This is a genomic window from Bizionia sediminis (genome assembly GCF_042684585.1).
GTDB classification, from domain to species: Bacteria; Bacteroidota; Bacteroidia; order Flavobacteriales; family Flavobacteriaceae; genus Algorimicrobium; species Algorimicrobium sediminis.
The window spans coordinates 237298-255103 of the sequence record NZ_JBHULS010000004.1 but is presented as its reverse complement, the minus strand read 5'-3'; the positions used below and the strand labels follow the sequence as shown (position 1 = coordinate 255103).

Below are 17806 nucleotides of genomic sequence, written 5' to 3'. Positions count from 1 at the left end.
TTTTAAATTTTACTGCTAATACCATGTTGCTTTGTATTCTGTGTTGTTTTAGAAAAATTAAGCGACTAACACACAGAAGGATTAAATATATTTTGTTTCTAGGCCTTTTTATTTTCTCCGGTCGCCAAAAAGGTGTGCAAAAATACTATAAATTATGGAATAAAACAATAGGTAAATTTCTAAATATTACCAATTTATATAATTTACCAGGTTTAAAGGGTGTTTTGGTTGTAGCTTAAACGGACTACCTTATTTAATTGCGTGCTTTAATTTCTGCTTCTGCCAACTTCACTATTTCTTGAAATTGCTGTGCAATGGTTAGGTTGGAGTTATCAATTTCTATGGCATCTGCTGCTTTACGCAATGGCGAATCTTCCCGATTGGAGTCCAAAAAATCACGTTCTTCTATATTGTGAAGTACATCTGTGTAGGTAACCACTTCACCTTTATTAATAAGTTCATTAAAACGGCGAGTGGCGCGGGTTTCGGCGGAAGCTGTCATAAAAATTTTTAGTTCTGCTTCTGGAAACACAACCGTACCAATATCCCGACCATCCATTACAATGCCTTTTTTGGCGCCCATTTTTTGTTGCTGCTTAACCAATTGGTATCGCACCTCCGGAATAGCGGCAACCTGACTAACAAAGTTAGAAACTTCCAATGTGCGTATAGCTTGCTCTATATTTTCACCATTTAGGTATACATCGGCACTACCTGTTTCTTGGTTTAGTTTAAAATACACAACAATATCGTGCAATTTGGAAACCAAGCCAACAACATCAAAATGGGTAGCATTAATGAAATCGTATTTCATGGCGTAATACGTTACAGCACGGTACATAGCACCGGTATCGACATAAATATAACCCAAATGTTTGGCTAGCTGTTTGGCTATGGTACTTTTACCCGTTGAAGAAAACCCGTCTATGGCTATTGTTATTTTTTGCATCTATCTTAAATCTATTTGCATGCCAAAAAAATTAGCATTGGAAGCGCTTGTGTAGCGTACATGTGAAAAGCTAAAGCGAAATTTATTCAATTTTAAACCAATTCCAGCAGAAATTCCCGAAAAATTACGCCTGTCTACAATTCGAAGCTCTTCGCCTTTTCGGAAATTGTATCCCACCCGAATATTAAAACCACCTGCTGGAAATATTTCGGCACCTAAAATGGTGTGTCGCAAAACATTTCCAAAAAAGCCCACTTTTTCTGACGTTTGATTGCCTTCTAAATCGGTTTCTACACGTGCCGGATTAGCAACACTAATGGGCCATTTTTGAAGGTTTTCAAAAGTTACATGCCAACGAAGCGGTACATTTTCCAGCGTTTGCGATAAGCCCAAAGCCACCTCGAAAGGTAAAGGCTCGTTTTGGCCGGCATAGGTAGTAAATTGCATACCTAAATTACGGACCACCAAAGTAGCTTGAAATTCTATATCCTCATCTACATACATTAAACCTGCATCTAGCGCAGCACCCAAGGATGTGTACTGTTCTAATTTAGAGGTAATAACTTTTAAGGTGCCCCCTAAGTAAAAATTGGAGTACCCAATTTGCCTAGAATGACCAAAGGACAAAGCCGCTTCGTTCCCTGTAAAGGCACCCGTAGCATTTCCTTGCTCATCGTAACCTTCAAAATCGCCATAGTTAATATACGAAATTCCTCCAAAAAATGTTAGTGTACGTCTGTCCCAAGTGTAGCCATAAGCCGCAGTACCATAACTTATACCTCCCAAATAACTGGAGTAATTTATAGCCAATTGGTTATCCATATCCGCATTTATAGTTGCCGGATTGGTTAATGCCTGGCTCACATCATAGTCCAAGTTGGTAAAAACTTTACCACCTAATGCCGCTTGGCGTGGGGAGGCTATTAAGTTAAGAAACTGATATGTTGCCTCGCCCCCAACCTGTCCGAAAGCAGACAAACTAGCTATTAATAAAAAACCAATGGCGCTATTTTTTAACATATTATGCAATACAACAAACGTACGTCTATCTTTAAACGGCTGCAAGTATAATTTATTTTTAACTCAAAAAAAAACCTCGAAAAATTTTCGAGGTTTTTCTATATAACAATCAGGTTATAATTTTTTGGCGTTTTTTACCTTTTGATTGGTAATAGCAATATCTATTACCTCACGCATTTCAGACACATAATGAAACGTTAAGCCTTTTAAGTATTCTGGTTTAATTTCTTCAATATCTCTTCGGTTATCCTCGCATAGTAAAATGTCTTTAATACGTGCACGTTTGGCGGCTAGAATTTTTTCTTTAATGCCACCTACTGGCAATACTTTGCCGCGCAGTGTAATTTCGCCTGTCATGGCTAAACCAGCTTTTACCTTTTTCTGGGTAAACAATGACACTAACGATGTAAGCATGGTAACACCCGCGCTAGGACCATCCTTTGGCGTGGCACCTTCTGGTACGTGGATGTGCACATTGTACTTGTCGAAAATATCGGGATCCAGACCTAAATTATCGGCATTGGATTTTATATATTCCATGGCAATAGTTGCCGATTCTTTCATGACTTTACCCAAATTTCCGGTTATGGATAAATTGCCTTTGCCTTTGGATAAAATAGATTCAATAAACAAAATATCACCACCAACACGGGTCCAAGCCAAACCAGTTACAACCCCTGCAACATGATTGTTTTCGTATTTATCGCGCTCCATTTTAGGGCCACCTAAAATTTCTACAATATCATCATTGCTTATTTTTACATTGTAACTTTCCTCCATGGCTATATTTTTAGCGGCATAGCGCACCATTTTGGCCAACTGTTTTTCCAGTCCACGTACACCAGACTCCCGTGTGTAACCTTCTACAATTTTCTCTAATTGCGGTTTGGCTATTTTTAAATCCTTATCTGTTAGTCCGTGTTCTTTAAGTTGTTTTGGCAACAAATGCCGTTTGGCTATTTCTACTTTCTCCTCTATTGTATAACCAGTTACATTTATAATTTCCATTCTATCCAACAAAGCAGGTTGAATAGTAGATAAGCTATTGGAAGTAGCAATAAACATGACTTTGGAAAGATCGAAGCCCATTTCCAGAAAATTATCGTGGAATTCGCTGTTTTGCTCTGGGTCCAAAACTTCCAACATTGCAGACGAGGGGTCGCCTTGATGCGAATTAGACAACTTATCAATTTCATCTAATACAAAAACAGGGTTGGATGTACCTGCTTTTTTTAAACTTTGTATAATACGCCCAGGCATGGCGCCAATGTATGTTTTTCGGTGTCCGCGAATTTCAGCCTCGTCACGCAAACCGCCCAACGAAATACGCACATATTCGCGCCCCAAAGCTTCGGCAACAGATTTTCCTAACGATGTTTTACCGACACCTGGCGGGCCGTATAAACAAATGATTGGCGAACGCATATCGCCCCGAAGTTTTACAACGGCTAAATGCTCTATTATACGGCGTTTAACATCGTCCAAGCCGTAATGGTCACGATCCAACACACGTTGCGCACGTTTTAAGTCGAATTTATCCTTACTGTAAGAATTCCATGGTAAGTCCAGAAATAAATCTAAATAATTACGTTGAATAGAATATTCTGCCACTTGCGGATTCATGCGCTGTAACTTGGCCAATTCTTTTTCAAAATGCTTGGCTTCCTTTTTACCCCACTTCATTTTTTTGGAGCGTGCGCGCATTTCCTCAATCTCTTGGTCATGACTCACACCTCCTAATTCCTCCTGGATTGTTTTCATTTGTTGGTGTAAGAAATATTCACGCTGTTGTTGATTCATATCGCTCTGCACCTTGGATTGTATATCGTTTTTAAGCTCCAGTTTTTGGAACTCCATGTTCATATACTTTAAGGTTTCGAGTGCTCGTTCTTTTAAATCGTTTATCTCCAATAATCTTTGCTTTTCTGAAACGCTTAAGTTCATGTTGGACGATACAAAGTTTATTAAAAACGATTTACTTTGAATGTTTTTTATTGCAAATGACGCTTCACTTGGTATATTAGGACTTTCCTCTATAATTTGAAGCGCCAAATCTTTTATGGAATCTATTATAGCTTCAAACTCCGTATTGTTTTGTGCTGGACGAATTTCAGGCACATCTTGAATTGTAGCTTTTAAATACGGTGTTTCGGACAGCAATTCGTTAATTTTAAAACGCTTTTTACCTTGAATTATAACCGTAGTGTTACCATCCGGCATTTTTAGGACCTTTAAAATACGTGCTACGGTTCCCGTTTGGTGAATATCTGTAGCTTTTGGGTTTTCTACACCTTCATCCTTTTGCGATACCACACCAATAACTTTGGTGCTTTTATTGGCATCGTTAATAAGTTTAATAGACTTGTCGCGGCCTGCAGTTATAGGAATGACAACACCGGGGAACAATACGGTATTACGCAATGATAAAATTGGTAACGCTTCAGGTAGTGCTTCGTTGTTTATTTCTTCTTCATCCTCTGGCGTCATTAAGGGTATTAATTCTGAATTTTCATCAAAATCTTGAAATGACAAACTGTCAAGGCTTAAAAAATTAGATTTCTTCATAGATATATTATCAGTCATTCTGTCATAAAATTATTAATAATAACAGAACGTTCTTTATGTTTTTAAATTTAACACCTTATTAAAATACTTACTACTAGCTACTTATTGAACTACTATGAGCAAGTATCTACTCCTGTTGTTCAATTAATATGCCATGAATTGTATTCTTACTAAAACAATTAAATAGGCTTAAAATAACCTTTTAGATATAAAAAAAGACTACCTAAACAGATAGCCTTTTTTTAGTGTTTCGGGAAATTTAGTTTTAATATACTAAATCTATGGTTCCTTGCGATAAACTTAAATCGGCACCGTCATTTCTAGTAACAATACCCCCAAAACTACCTTGAATTATACCATTGGCATTTACGGTAATTGTATTGGTAAAATCGTCGAAACCATCCATATTTGGGAAAAACTCGCCACCATTTACTGTTAATTTAAAATTTTGCATAACATCTACACCAGTTTCATTTTCAATTAACTCAAAATAAATTAGGTAATTGGCGCCATTTCCAATTCTGCTGCCGTTTACAACAATCCTACCATTATTTAGCTCGGCACTGGAGGTTGTGAAAACAATATTTAAAGTTCCTGTAGTTACACTTAAAGTTCCTGCAGAATTACCCCCACCAGCATCGCAGCTACCTAAAGAGGTTATCATATTTTGTAACGTACCATTAGGATCGCCACAAAGTTCAATTTCATTTTCTAGGGCTAATTTATAAGCGTTGCATAATGTAGCATTATTAGGTTCTGCGTTGTATGCAGTGGCTGCCAATGCGGTGGCTGCTGTGGCATCTTCGCAAGTTAGATTCGTGGCGCCTTGGCAGTCCAGCGTGTTAATAGTTTCCTGAAGTTCGCCAGTAGGGTCGCCGCAAGCTTCAAGTTGGTTTACTAAAGCTTGGCGCAAAGCATTACACAAGGCTTCGTAATCGGCATCGCCAGGGTTGCTTAAATTACCCACAGCCTCTACGGTTGCTTGTACAGCATTTTGACATGCTACTTGTTGGTTTTCAGTTTCTAAAAGCCCATTATCCAAAGGTTCGTTATCGCAAGATGAAAAGGTGATTAACACCAAGGATGCTGCTAAAAAAAATAAAGATTTAAAATACTGTGTCATTATTAATAAATTAAGTTGGTTGTTTTAAAATACTACTTGCTGCCTATTGCCTTTTGTGGTACTCTAAACAAAAGTATAATACCACACAAAAAGAATACAAATAAAAATAAAATAGCATTACGCATACTACCCGTAATTTGATCGATGGTTGCAAAAATAATCATACCAATTACAATTCCTATTTTTTCGGCTACATCATAAAAACTAAAATAGGATGTGGTATCGGCGGTATTAGGTAAAAATTTTGAATAGGTTGAACGCGCCAACGACTGGATACCGCCCATTACGAGACCTACAAAACCTGCAGTTAAGTAAAAATGAAGGGGTGTAACTACAAAATAAGCCCAAAAACATAAGGCCATCCAGATGCTGTTAATGCCAATTAATGTTTTTATGTTTCCAAATTTTTCGGATGCACGCGAGGTTAAAACCGCACCAATAATAGCTACAAGTTGAATAACCAAAACACTTACGATAAGGCCCATAGTTTTTTGACCATCGTTAGCCCATAGTATTTCTTCCTCACCAAAATAAACAGCTATCAACATAATGGTTTGGACCGCCATACTAAACACAAAAAAAGCTGCTAAATACCGTTTTAACAGTAGGTTGTTTTTTAGTTGTTGCCATACCATTCGCAATTCTTTAAACCCATTAAAAATAACATTACGCGTAACTTTATGGCCATTTTTAACGCCTTTTGGTAAAAAATAGAAAGTATATTGGCTAAATAAAATCCACCAAACACCAACCATTACAAAGGACCAGCGCATCATGGTTATTTTAGCTTCGCCGCTTTCCTGACTCATTACCATGGCTAGATTAACCAACAACAATAACACACTACCCACATAACCCAATGAAAATCCACGGGCGCTTACACGATCCTGTTGTTCGGGAAAAGCAATATCGGGTAAATAAGAATTGTAAAAAACCAAACTCCCCCAGTAACCAATTAACCCCATAAAATAAAACAACAAACTTATGTGAATGGCCTCTAAACTAAACCAATACAAGCCAATACAGCCCATGCCTCCTAGGTAACAAAAAAACTTCATGAACGTTTTTTTATTTCCAACATAGTCGGCAATTCCAGACAATATGGGCGAAAGCACGGAAACCAATAAAAATGTAAAGGCCGTTACAAAAGTTATTAGCGCAGTGCTCTTAAATTCGTAGCCAAAAGCTGATATTTTTTTTATATCGGTTAGAAATAAGGCGGAATAAAAAATTGGAAATATGGACGATGCAATGGTTAGTGTATAAACCGAATTGGCCCAATCGTAAAAGGCCCAGGCATTTAACAGTTTTTTACTTCCTTTAGCTAGTGGTTGTTTCATAAAAAAAAGCTGCTCTTTTTGGAGCAGCGTCTAAAGTAAACAAATAATTTTAAACCTTTAATATTTTCCTAGCGGTCTAAATTCTGTAACACCAAATTTTTGTGCCTCCACTTTAGCCTTTGGTATTAAAGATGTTAACGTGCTTATTCTAGAAGCATTTGCTGGATGCGTACTTAAAAATTCTGGTGGTGCTTGCCCACCGCTTATGGCATCCATACGTTTCCATAAATTTGGCGCTTCTTCTGGATTATATCCAGCTATAGCCATTAATATTAGGCCAATTTTATCGGCCTCTGTTTCGTGACTGCGACTAAAAGGCAGCATAACGCCTACTTGAGAACCAATACCGTATGATTGATTAAAAATATCGCGGGTTTTATCGTCCTCAATTAAGGCATTTCCCGCCAAGGCTATTCCCTGCTGAATATAAGCGGCGCTCATACGTTGCTGACCATGATTGGCTAAAGCATGCGCAACCTCGTGCCCCATAATGGCAGCAATGGCTGTTTCATTTTCTGCTACGGGCAAAATACCCGTGTAAAAAGCTATTTTACCTCCAGGCATGCACCAAGCATTCACCATTTCGGAGTCTATTAAGGTGTATTCCCAGCGGTAATCCTCTAAATAACCCGCGTGTCCGTTTGCTTTTAACCAGCGTTCTGCTGCCACAGCTATACGCTGTCCTACACGTTTAATCATTTCCGATTGGCGCGTACCTGTAATGACTTTATTTTCAGAAAGCACCTGATTATATTGCTGAAAAGCGGTAGGAAACAACTGATCGTTAGAGACCAGAGCCATTGTTTGGTTTCCAGTAAACGGATTGGTAGAACATGCCACAGCCAACATAAAAACTGAAAGCCCTAATAAATAATGTTTGTAAGTCATTTGATATTAATTTTCATTACGGAATATACAAAAATAAAATAACGTTAAACGTGTTCGGTTTTTATTTACATAACAAAAGTATAGCATTGGTAGAAAATTTAAAAACCTGTGTTATTTTTTTGATTATTATTCGACCAAAACAATAAAAACAATGAAATACATAGCAATAACGCTTTTATTTACCTTGTTTTCCAGTTGCACAGGTGCTGCTCAAAAAAAAGAAGTTGCTAAAAAAAGCTTTCCCATTACAAAAACAGAGACCCAGTGGAAACAGGAATTAACAGCAGTACAGTACCACGTTATGCGAGAGGCTGGAACGGAACGCCCATTTTCGAGTCCGTTAAACGATAATTTTGAGGAAGGTGTGTATGTTTGCGCTGCTTGTAACCACCCTTTGTTTAAAAGTGAACACAAATTTGATTCGGGTACAGGTTGGCCAAGTTTTGATAGACCAATTGAGGGGAACGTGGCCTTTGGAACCGATTACAAATTAGGTTATGCCAGAAATGAAGAACATTGCGCAAATTGTGGCGGCCATTTAGGTCATTATTTTAACGATGGCCCAAAGGAAACTACCGGCGAACGCCATTGTATTAATGGGGTCGCTTTAAAATTTGTACCTGCTAATTAATAAAGGCTACTTTCTATATTTTAAAAATCTACAGTGCTTTAATTTAAAAGCAATTCTTTTCTTTTGTATTACTTTTCGCTTTTGCTAAAAATAGCAAGGTCTAATTAACTTGTTTATATGGTTGGTAGGTGTTTGCCGTGGTATGGAATAAATTTTCTAGTATCATTTAATAATCGGATACGATTTCGTAAATTCGTAGCATCGAAAAAATGATTAAAAAAAACACAATGAGTAAATACGACATTATTGTTCTTGGAAGTGGCCCAGGAGGTTACGTAACTGCTATTAGAGCATCGCAATTAGGTTTTAAAACCGCTGTAATTGAAAAAGAAAGCCTAGGTGGTGTTTGTTTAAACTGGGGGTGTATTCCTACCAAAGCCCTTTTAAAATCGGCTCAAGTTTTTGAATATTTAAAACATGCTGAAGATTATGGGTTATCTGTAAAAGAGGCCGATAAAGACTTTAACGCAGTTGTAAAACGCTCGAGAAACGTTGCCGAAGGCATGAGTGGTGGTGTTAAGTTTTTAATGAAAAAAAATAAGATTGATGTTATTGAAGGTTTTGGAAAACTAAAACCTGGTAAGAAAGTAGATGTTAATGGTACCGAGTACAGTGCCGATCATATCATTATTGCCACTGGAGCACGGTCGCGCGAATTACCAAGCTTGCCACAAGATGGTAAAAAAGTTATTGGTTATAGAGAAGCCATGACCCTAAAAGAGCAACCTAAAAAAATGATTGTTGTAGGCTCTGGAGCAATTGGTGTGGAGTTTGCCTATTTTTATAATGCCATGGGTACCGATGTAACCATTGTAGAATACCTTCCTAATATAGTTCCTGTTGAAGACGAAGATGTCTCTAAACAACTGGAGCGCTCTTTTAAAAAGAGTGGTATAAAAATAATGACTTCTTCCGAAGTGACACAGGTAGATACCTCTGGAACTGGCGTTAAAGCAACCATAAAAACCAAAAAAGGTGAAGAGACTATGGAGGCAGATATTATTTTATCGGCTGTGGGTATTAAATCGAATATAGAAAATATTGGTCTTGAAGATGTAGGCATAGCAGTAGATCGTGATAAGATTTTAGTAAACGATTACTACCAAACCAACATTCCTGGTTACTACGCCATTGGCGATGTTACCCCAGGACAAGCTCTAGCTCACGTAGCTTCGGCTGAAGGTATTTTGTGTGTTGAAAAAATAGCTGGACAACATGTAGAAGCTTTGGATTACGGTAATATACCAGGCTGTACCTATGCTTCGCCAGAAATTGCCTCTGTAGGTTTAACGGAAAAACAAGCTAAAGAACAAGGCTTGGATATTAAAGTTGGTAAATTCCCATTTTCCGCATCCGGAAAAGCGAGTGCTGCAGGAACCAAAGAAGGCTTCGTAAAAGTTATTTTTGATGCTAAATATGGCGAGTGGTTAGGCTGCCACATGATTGGCGCAGGCGTTACAGATATGATTGCTGAAGCAGTTTTAGGTAGAAAACTTGAAACTACTGGACACGAGGTATTAAAGGCTGTACACCCACACCCAACTATGAGTGAAGCTGTCATGGAAGCTGTTGCAGATGCTTACGGCGAAGTAATACACTTATAAAAAATTTTGAAGGTTTTACCCCGCAATAAACAAATTTGACGGTACTACAAAATGAGATAGTACCGAAATAAAAAAAGCACAATTTTAAGTTTAAAAATTGTGCTTTTTTCGCTCACACCAAAAGTAGGTGCGTGTTACATTGTGTTATACTAGTATTTCCTTATCTCTTTAAACATGCGACGCCAAAAAACTCTGAAGCGCTAATTCGTAACTCTGTAAACCAAAACCAACTATAACACCTTTAGCATGTGGCGCTATAAAGGATTGATGTCTAAAATCTTCCCGGCTAAAGGTATTGGAAATATGAACTTCCACCACAGGTGTTTTTATGGCCGCTACGGCATCGCCAATTCCTACAGAGGTGTGTGTATACGCTGCCGCATTTAATATAATACCATCCCATGAAAAACCAACTTCCTGTAATTTATCAATTATAGCACCTTCAATATTGGATTGGAAGTGGGTAATAGTAACGTTGGGATAGCGCTGTTTTAAGTTATCCAAAAACTCGGTAAACGATAAGTTGCCATAAATGTCAGGCTCGCGAACTCCTAAAAGATTCAAATTGGGTCCGTTAATAATTATCAGTTTTTTCATAAAAGTAAAGGTATAAAAAAAACCGAAGCGATGCTTCGGTTTTCACACTGTCTTGTAAAGTGGTTTAGAACATAAAACCTACAGATACTTGAATAACACTGTTTTTTGTATCTAAATCTGGATCGCCAGGAAAGTTATCGCTGTTATCCGATGTATTTGCTAAACCTAGGTTGTAACGTGCACCAAAGTTTAAACCGTTATCAAGCTTGTAACCTAAACCAAAGTTTAAGCCAAAATCTAGCGTTTTAAAGGTGTCTTTTACATCAAAATCAGATAATTTAGAGCTTTCTGTAACAATAGTACCTTCATCATTGTAAGTATATGTACTTTCTAAATCTAATTTTGCAGAAATTAAAAAGCCTACTTGAGGACCAGCTTCAACACTTAAACCTTCGGTTACATAGTATTTAAACATTACAGGAATGTTAATGTAATCTAGCTTTACAGTCGCTTCATCTTTATAGGTTTCTAAAAAGCTGTCTACTAATTCGGTTTCTTGGTACTCATTTTTTGTGCCTTGCATAGAGTACAAAAGTTCTGCTTGTAAAGCCATTTTGTCATTTAACATGTATTCTGCTACCGCACCTACGTGTAAACCTACGCGCATTGTGGTATCATCTACATCGCCAGTTACTGTTGAAAAGTTAGCACCTGCTTTAGCTCCAAAGCTAAAATCTTGAGCCGAAATTTGTGTAAATCCAATTACAGCAACGGCTGCGGAAAGTAATAGTTTTTTCATAAGTTAAAATTGTTAAATTAATTTTGCCCGGCGAATGTAGTTGAAAGCAAGGAAATCACCAAATAAAAAAGTGTTTTTAACCTTATATGTAAGTACATGTAACGTGGTATAATGGTCTGCTCTTCTATTTTGTTAGTTTAAATTAGGTGCAAAAAAAACACCAAAATAATTATTTTGGTGTTTTTTAAAACTGTCTTATTTTTCTGGTTTAGAACATATAGCCTACAGAAAATGAAATTACGCCATTGCGCGCATCAGATCCAGTTGCATCAAACTCCGTATCACCAGAACCTGAATTTGAAGTGTCTTCGAAAGCATTACCTAAACTAGCCGCAAAACGAGCACCTAAATTTAAACCGCTATCAAACTTATAACCTAAACCAAAGGCAAGGGCAAAATCTACACTTTTAGTCTGGTCCTTGATATCTTGATCTATTTTAATAGTTTCTGTACCAGTTATTGACGAAGTAGACTTTAACTCTACGTCGGCTTTAGCAGAAACTAAAAAACCTACTTGTGGACCAAGTTCTACATTAAATCCTTTTGTAATGTAATACTTAAACATTATTGGTAGGTTAATGTAATTTAACTTAACATCGCTTTCTAAATCCAATCTGCTAGTTTCGCCATTAAAATTAATTTCCTCGAAACCTGACTGCTTTAAACCTTGCATAGAATACAATAGGTCCGCTTGAATAGCAAATTTTTCGGTAACCATATACTCGCCAGTAGCACCAATATGCAAACCTAATTTAGGATCGTTGTTTTCAATATCGTCACCGCTTAAAGTTGCAATATTTAAACCTGCTTTAACCCCATAGCTAAAGTCCTGCGCAGACACCTGCGTAAATCCAATTACAGCAATTGCTGCAGTAAATAATAATTTTTTCATGATAATGATTTAAGATTAATATAGGTGCAAATATAACTTAAATGCCTAAACCACCAAAAAATTCCGATGAATGACATTTTTTAAGCGCATAGCAAAGGCCAGTTGTATTGGAGAAACATACTTTTTGTATCTTGCTAACACATTTAAACAGGACGTAAAATGACATGGGAACAGGCAGTAACCGATTTTAGTTTATTTTTAAAAATTGAACGTGGCTTGGCAGAGAACACCATAACAGGTTATACACTGGACATAGAAAAATTGATTCATTTTTTAAACGCTAAAAGCTTAAGCGTGTCCCCTGTAAATATAGATACTGAAGTAGTTGCTCAATTTATTTACGAAACGGCTAAAACGGTAAACCCAAGAACACAATCCCGCATTATTTCAGGACTTCGAAGCTTTTTTAATTACCTAATATTTGAAAACTACCGAAGCACCAATCCTTTAGATTTAATTGAAACACCCAAAATTGGCCGAAAACTACCCGATACCTTAAGTGTTCAGGATATTGATAGACTAATAAATGCCATAAATGTAAATAAGTTTTACAACGGTGTTCAAATAGGTGAGCGCGACCGCACTATGCTTGAAACACTATATAGCTGCGGCTTGCGTGTTAGCGAACTGATTGCGTTAAAACTATCGGATTTGTTTTTTAAAGAAGGCTTTATAAAAGTTACGGGAAAAGGCAATAAAGAGCGTTTTGTTCCTATTAGTCCCGTTACACAAACCTACATTACCAATTATATAAAAACAGTAAGACCCTCTATAAAGATTCAGAAAGACTACAAAGACACCTTATTTTTAAACAACCGCGGCAAACAATTAACACGTGCCATGATTTTTACCATCATTAAAGCATTAGCTGTTAAAATAAATTTAAATAAAACCATTTCACCACATACCTTTAGGCACTCATTTGCTACACATTTACTAGAAAATGGCGCCAATTTACGAGCCATTCAACTTATGCTGGGTCATGAAAGCATTACAACTACAGAAATTTATGTGCATTTAGACAATACACAACTCCAAAAAGCCATTCAAACCTACCATCCTAGAAAATAAAAAAGTCCTTTAGTGTGGTAAAGGACTTTTAGTATTTATAAGTAGCAATAATGTTTATTTCGCAATATTAACGGCACGCGTTTCCCGAATGACAGTTACTTTTACTTGCCCCGGATACGTCATATCTGTTTGAATTTTTTGCGAAATACTAAACGATAAATCGGCTGCTTTTTGGTCGTCCACTTTTTCACTTTCTACAATTACACGTAATTCGCGACCGGCCTGAATAGCATAGGCTTTTTTAACACCACCAAAACCGAAAGCAATATCCTCTAAATCTTTTAAACGCTGAATATAGCTATCCAATACTTGGCGTCTTGCTCCTGGCCTTGCACCCGAAATAGCATCGCACACCTGAACAATTGGTGCTAACAACGATTTCATTTCAATTTCATCGTGGTGTGCACCAATGGCGTTGCATACATCATCCTTTTCGCCATATTTTTCAGCCCATTGCATACCTAAAATGGCGTGTGGTGTTTCCATGTCTACTTCCGCATCTGGCACTTTACCAATATCGTGTAATAAGCCAGCGCGTTTGGCTGCTTTTGGATTTAATCCTAGTTCGGCAGCCATAATACCACATAACTTGGCAACCTCTCTGGAGTGTTGAAGCAGGTTTTGCCCATAGGACGAACGGTATTTCATTCTACCTACCATTTTAATTAATTCTGGGTGTAAATTATGTATACCTAAATCTATAATTGTGCGTTTACCCACTTCAATTATTTCCTGCTCAATTTGTTTGGTTGTTTTTTGTACCACTTCTTCTATACGAGCTGGATGAATTCGGCCATCGGTGACTAGTTTGTGTAATGACAGTCGGGCTATTTCGCGGCGTACCGAATCAAAACACGATAAAATAATGGCTTCGGGCGTATCGTCTACAATAATTTCTACGCCTGTTGCCGCTTCAATGGCACGAATATTACGGCCTTCTCTACCAATAATACGTCCTTTCACATCGTCCGATTCTATATTAAACACAGACACACAATTATCCACTGCTTCTTCGGTACCAATGCGCTGAATGGTATTTATAATAATTTTTTTCGCTTCTTGTTGGGCTGTAAATTTAGCCTCTTCCAAGGTACTTTGTATAAAGGACATCGCATCGTTTTTTGCCTCTCCTTTTAGCGACTCTACCAACTGGCTTTTGGCATCTTCTGCCGATAAGCTGGAAATAACCTCTAGTTGCTCTATTTGGCTTTTATGAAGCTTGTCTATTTCTTCTTGCTTCTTTTCTATAACGTCTAGGCGGTAGTTGTAATCTTTAATTTTGTCTTCTAAACTGCTATTTAGTTTTTTATTTTTTGAAAGCTCGCCCGAAACTTGCGATTCCTTATCACGGATCCGTTTTTCTGTTTCTGCAATCTTTTTATCGCGTGACATGATTACTTTTTCATGCTCGGATTTTAGTTCAATAAATTTTTCTTTAGCTTGAAGTATTTTGTCTTTTTTAATGGACTCACCTTCACTTTTTGCTTCCTTGAGTATAGCTGAAGCTGCTTTTTTAGCATTTTTTATGACTTTCGAAGCATTGTTGCGCTCTAAAACTTTAGCAACAACAAAGCCGATAATAACACCTAATAATATTCCTCCTACAACAATTATTGTATTCTCCATTTTTTAGTTAATTAATTTATATAAAAAAAGCCTGCACTAGAGTATGGTTTTGTATAAACTCCTTAAAACAAGTTTAGGGATACCAAGCTGATCAAGAATCTGTCCAAATACTAATAAAATAAGTATTAACAGCGCGCTTTTACAGCTTAAACTCACCCTTTTTAAAGAATTCGCGTTGAGTTTATCAAAAATAATAACTAATGCAGGCAGTAAACCTTTATTTATTTTTAAGAACGTTCAGAGTCTAAATGTGCATCTAAAAGCGCGTTTAAAGCCTCCAACTTTAACGAAACGGCTTCGTCCGCATATTTATTGTCCAATAATTTCTGTTCTACTTGTGTGGCAAACTGCAAAGCGCACATGGCCAATACATCTTGCTTATCTTGAACAGAATAACTTTGCTCAAATTGCGATATCATAGCTTCAATATTTTTGGCCGCTTTGCGCAAACCCTCTTCTTGGTTTGGCGCGATAGTAAGCGGATAAACCCTGTTAGCTATCGATATTTTTATTTTTAGTTTTTCTGACATTAAAAACTAGTAATCACTATTCGGAAAGTTGTGCAATACACTGATCAATTTCCCTAATTAATGCATTTATTTTGAGTTTTGTTTCTCTTTTGTTTTCGTCACTGCCAAGCATGGAGTTGGCCATTTTTAAAGCTTCATACTTATCCTCCCATTCTACAAGGCTTGCTTGTTGAGACTGAAGCTTTTGTTGCGTAAATTGAAGTTGTTTTTGTAACGATATGTTTACCTGTTTTAAACGGCTATTTTCATTTAAAATTTTCTTTATTTTAAATTCTAACGCACTTACAGTTTCTTCAATTTGACTCATATACCCTCTTCATACTTATCACACAAAGTTAAGACTCCTTCAATTAATTAACAATACTTTTTTAATAAAAATTGTGGTTGGTTCTGATATCTGAAAATCAGTCAACTATTAAAGCCTAACTATTTACTTGTCCATTTTGAATCAAATTAATATTTTAGCCTTAAGTTTTATACCATGCAAAAATTCCTATTCCTTTTCGTTCTGATTACTTTTTGTGGTCAGGCACAAAATCCTTATCCTGAAAACTATTTTAGGCATCCGTTGGATATTACCTTAATTCCGTCAGGGACCTTTGCCGAATTAAGACCAAATCATTTTCATGCCGGCATTGACTTAAAAACCCAACAACGCGAAGGATTGAAAGTTTTTGCCGCAGCCGACGGGTATATAAGCCGTATAAAAATAGCGCATTTTGGTTATGGAAAAGCCTTGTATATTACCCATCCAAATGGCTATACTACTGTGTATGCGCACCTTCAAAAACTTGCCCCAGAGCTAGAAGCTTATGTGAAAAAGCAGCAATACGAACAAGAAACTTACGAAATAGAGCTTTTTCCTAATATAAACGAATTACCTGTTTCTAAAAGCGATTTTATTGCTTTAAGTGGCAATACAGGTGGCTCCAACGGGCCGCATTTGCATTACGAAATACGCGATAATAACCAACGCCCTATTAATCCGTTGTTATTTGGCATGGATATTAAAGATACCACAGTTCCTTTTATAACGGAAGTTTATGCCTACACATTCTCGGGGGATGCGCATGTAAACAACACCAGCGGTAAACAAAAACTGCGCTTTGTAAAAACACAAAATGGCGACTACATGGTAGAAAACTTAAATGCCTATGGCAAAATTGGCTTCGCCATAGAAGCCAACGACAGGCAGGATATGGCTACCAACAAAAATGGCATTGAAAACATACAAACGTTTTTTAATGGAAATCCTAAATTGGAAGTGGACTTTAGGCGCTTTTCTTTTGATGAAACCAGACTAATAAATCGGTTTATAGATTACGAACATTACCACAGCAACAAAGAAAGACTTCAGAAACTGTTTATAGAATCTGGTAATACGTTAAGTATGTTTAAAAATGCAGATGATGCTGGCTATATTTTTATAGAGGATAGCACAGCATCTGTATATAAAGTGCGTGTAAAAGACTTCCACGATAACGATGTCTGGCTTACCGTAAATATAAACGGCCAAAAATCTGACGACATAAAAAAAACAGCTCCTTTAAAAACAAATTATCATATTTATGCTCAAAAGTCGAATGAGTTGTTACACAAAAACATATCTGTGCATTTCCCACAAGACACTTTTTTCGACGATTTTTATATCAATTTTGAAGTTAGTAACGACACTCTTTTTTTACACGACAATACGGTACCTGCCAAGAAGAATTTTAGCATAACATACGATATTAGTAATTACCAGAATAAAAATACCGACAAGCTATACATAGCAAGACTTACGGGTTGGAAAAATCAGTATACCATATACTCCAACACCTACCGCACAGAAAACACCCTTAAAACCCAAACTAAAATATTGGGAACCTATGCCCTAACCGAGGATTTAGTGCCACCAACCATTAAACCAATTAATTTTACAGATGGCAAATGGTTAAGTAAATATCGGTTTTTGAAACTTAAAATAGAAGATGCCGAATCTGGTATTTCTAGTTATCGTGCAACTATTAATGGCAAGTGGATTTTAATGGAATACGATTACAAAACAAACTTGTTGGTGTACGACTTTAACGATGGTGTAAATACCGAAACTAAAAATAATTTTAAACTAATTGTAACGGATAATGTTGGAAATAGTTCTACTTTTGAAACAACCTTTTTCCGAAAATAAAACAAAATAACTTGGCATATAAATCTTTTTCCGCTTTTGTTGTCCTTCTGTTTACAGC

16 protein-coding genes and 1 other RNA gene are annotated in these 17806 nt (G+C 36.8%); 4 read left to right on the top strand and 13 right to left on the bottom strand.

The window, feature by feature from the left end:
• Positions 1–253: 253 nt before the first annotated feature.
• The 6 genes from cmk to ACFSQP_RS10845 all read right to left on the bottom strand — a co-directional run bounded on the left by cmk (position 254) and on the right by ACFSQP_RS10845 (position 7885).
• Positions 254–949, bottom strand: a complete 696-nt coding sequence (gene cmk, locus ACFSQP_RS10870) for a (d)CMP kinase (RefSeq protein WP_376894305.1) — start codon at positions 947–949, stop codon at positions 254–256.
• Positions 950–1969, bottom strand: coding sequence for a type IX secretion system protein PorQ (gene porQ, locus ACFSQP_RS10865; protein WP_376894303.1), 1020 nt, complete (start codon positions 1967–1969; stop codon positions 950–952). It lies immediately after the preceding gene.
• A 114-nt stretch (positions 1970–2083) separates the two neighbouring features.
• The gene (gene lon, locus ACFSQP_RS10860) at positions 2084–4534 is read right to left on the bottom strand and encodes an endopeptidase La (RefSeq protein ID WP_376894338.1); all 2451 of its coding nucleotides are present in this window, start codon (positions 4532–4534) and stop codon (positions 2084–2086) included.
• Between the two features lie 265 nt (positions 4535–4799).
• The gene (locus tag ACFSQP_RS10855; protein ID WP_376894301.1) at positions 4800–5657 is read right to left on the bottom strand and encodes a hypothetical protein; all 858 of its coding nucleotides are present in this window, start codon (positions 5655–5657) and stop codon (positions 4800–4802) included.
• A 32-nt stretch (positions 5658–5689) separates the two neighbouring features.
• Positions 5690–6997 carry an MFS transporter gene (locus ACFSQP_RS10850; protein ID WP_376894299.1) on the bottom strand — a complete coding sequence of 436 codons (1308 nt, stop codon included), beginning with the start codon at positions 6995–6997 and terminating at the stop codon, positions 5690–5692.
• A 57-nt stretch (positions 6998–7054) separates the two neighbouring features.
• Positions 7055–7885: a M48 family metallopeptidase gene (locus ACFSQP_RS10845; protein WP_376894297.1), complete on the bottom strand. Its 831-nt coding sequence runs from the start codon at positions 7883–7885 to the stop codon at positions 7055–7057.
• Positions 7886–8036: 151 nt separating this feature from the next.
• On the opposite strand from ACFSQP_RS10845, the gene msrB reads away from it, so the two are divergent.
• Both msrB and lpdA read left to right on the top strand, forming a co-directional pair.
• Positions 8037–8516, top strand: a complete 480-nt coding sequence (gene msrB, locus ACFSQP_RS10840) for a peptide-methionine (R)-S-oxide reductase MsrB (protein ID WP_376894295.1) — start codon at positions 8037–8039, stop codon at positions 8514–8516.
• 227 nt (positions 8517–8743) lie between these two features.
• Positions 8744–10120, top strand: coding sequence for a dihydrolipoyl dehydrogenase (gene lpdA, locus ACFSQP_RS10835; protein ID WP_376894293.1), 1377 nt, complete (start codon positions 8744–8746; stop codon positions 10118–10120).
• A gap of 168 nt (positions 10121–10288) precedes the next feature.
• Here the strand turns inward: lpdA and aroQ are convergent, their stop codons facing one another.
• The 3 genes from aroQ to ACFSQP_RS10820 all read right to left on the bottom strand — a co-directional run bounded on the left by aroQ (position 10289) and on the right by ACFSQP_RS10820 (position 12348).
• Positions 10289–10717, bottom strand: a complete 429-nt coding sequence (gene aroQ / locus ACFSQP_RS10830; protein ID WP_376894291.1) for a type II 3-dehydroquinate dehydratase — start codon at positions 10715–10717, stop codon at positions 10289–10291.
• Positions 10718–10781: 64 nt separating this feature from the next.
• Positions 10782–11456: a porin family protein gene (locus ACFSQP_RS10825; RefSeq protein WP_376894289.1), complete on the bottom strand. Its 675-nt coding sequence runs from the start codon at positions 11454–11456 to the stop codon at positions 10782–10784.
• Between the two features lie 208 nt (positions 11457–11664).
• Complete coding sequence (locus ACFSQP_RS10820) at positions 11665–12348, bottom strand: porin family protein (RefSeq protein WP_376894287.1); 684 nt, start codon at positions 12346–12348, stop codon at positions 11665–11667.
• Positions 12349–12507: 159 nt separating this feature from the next.
• Between ACFSQP_RS10820 and xerA the strand changes: the two genes are divergently transcribed.
• Complete coding sequence (gene xerA, locus ACFSQP_RS10815) at positions 12508–13419, top strand: site-specific tyrosine recombinase/integron integrase (RefSeq protein ID WP_376894286.1); 912 nt, start codon at positions 12508–12510, stop codon at positions 13417–13419.
• Between the two features lie 54 nt (positions 13420–13473).
• Here xerA and rny read toward each other — a convergent pair whose 3' ends face one another.
• The 4 genes from rny to ACFSQP_RS10795 all read right to left on the bottom strand — a co-directional run bounded on the left by rny (position 13474) and on the right by ACFSQP_RS10795 (position 15882).
• Complete coding sequence (gene rny, locus ACFSQP_RS10810) at positions 13474–15045, bottom strand: ribonuclease Y (RefSeq protein ID WP_376894284.1); 1572 nt, start codon at positions 15043–15045, stop codon at positions 13474–13476.
• A 55-nt stretch (positions 15046–15100) separates the two neighbouring features.
• Positions 15101–15226, bottom strand: a non-coding RNA gene (gene ssrS / locus ACFSQP_RS10805) — 6S RNA.
• Positions 15227–15272: 46 nt separating this feature from the next.
• The gene (locus tag ACFSQP_RS10800) at positions 15273–15575 is read right to left on the bottom strand and encodes a cell division protein ZapA (protein ID WP_376894282.1); all 303 of its coding nucleotides are present in this window, start codon (positions 15573–15575) and stop codon (positions 15273–15275) included.
• 16 nt (positions 15576–15591) lie between these two features.
• A complete protein-coding gene (locus tag ACFSQP_RS10795) occupies positions 15592–15882 on the bottom strand; it encodes a hypothetical protein (protein WP_376894280.1) in 291 nt (96 codons plus the stop codon).
• Between the two features lie 174 nt (positions 15883–16056).
• Between ACFSQP_RS10795 and ACFSQP_RS10790 the strand changes: the two genes are divergently transcribed.
• The gene (locus ACFSQP_RS10790) at positions 16057–17748 is read left to right on the top strand and encodes a M23 family metallopeptidase (RefSeq protein ID WP_376894278.1); all 1692 of its coding nucleotides are present in this window, start codon (positions 16057–16059) and stop codon (positions 17746–17748) included.
• The last annotated feature ends 58 nt before the right edge of the window (positions 17749–17806 follow it).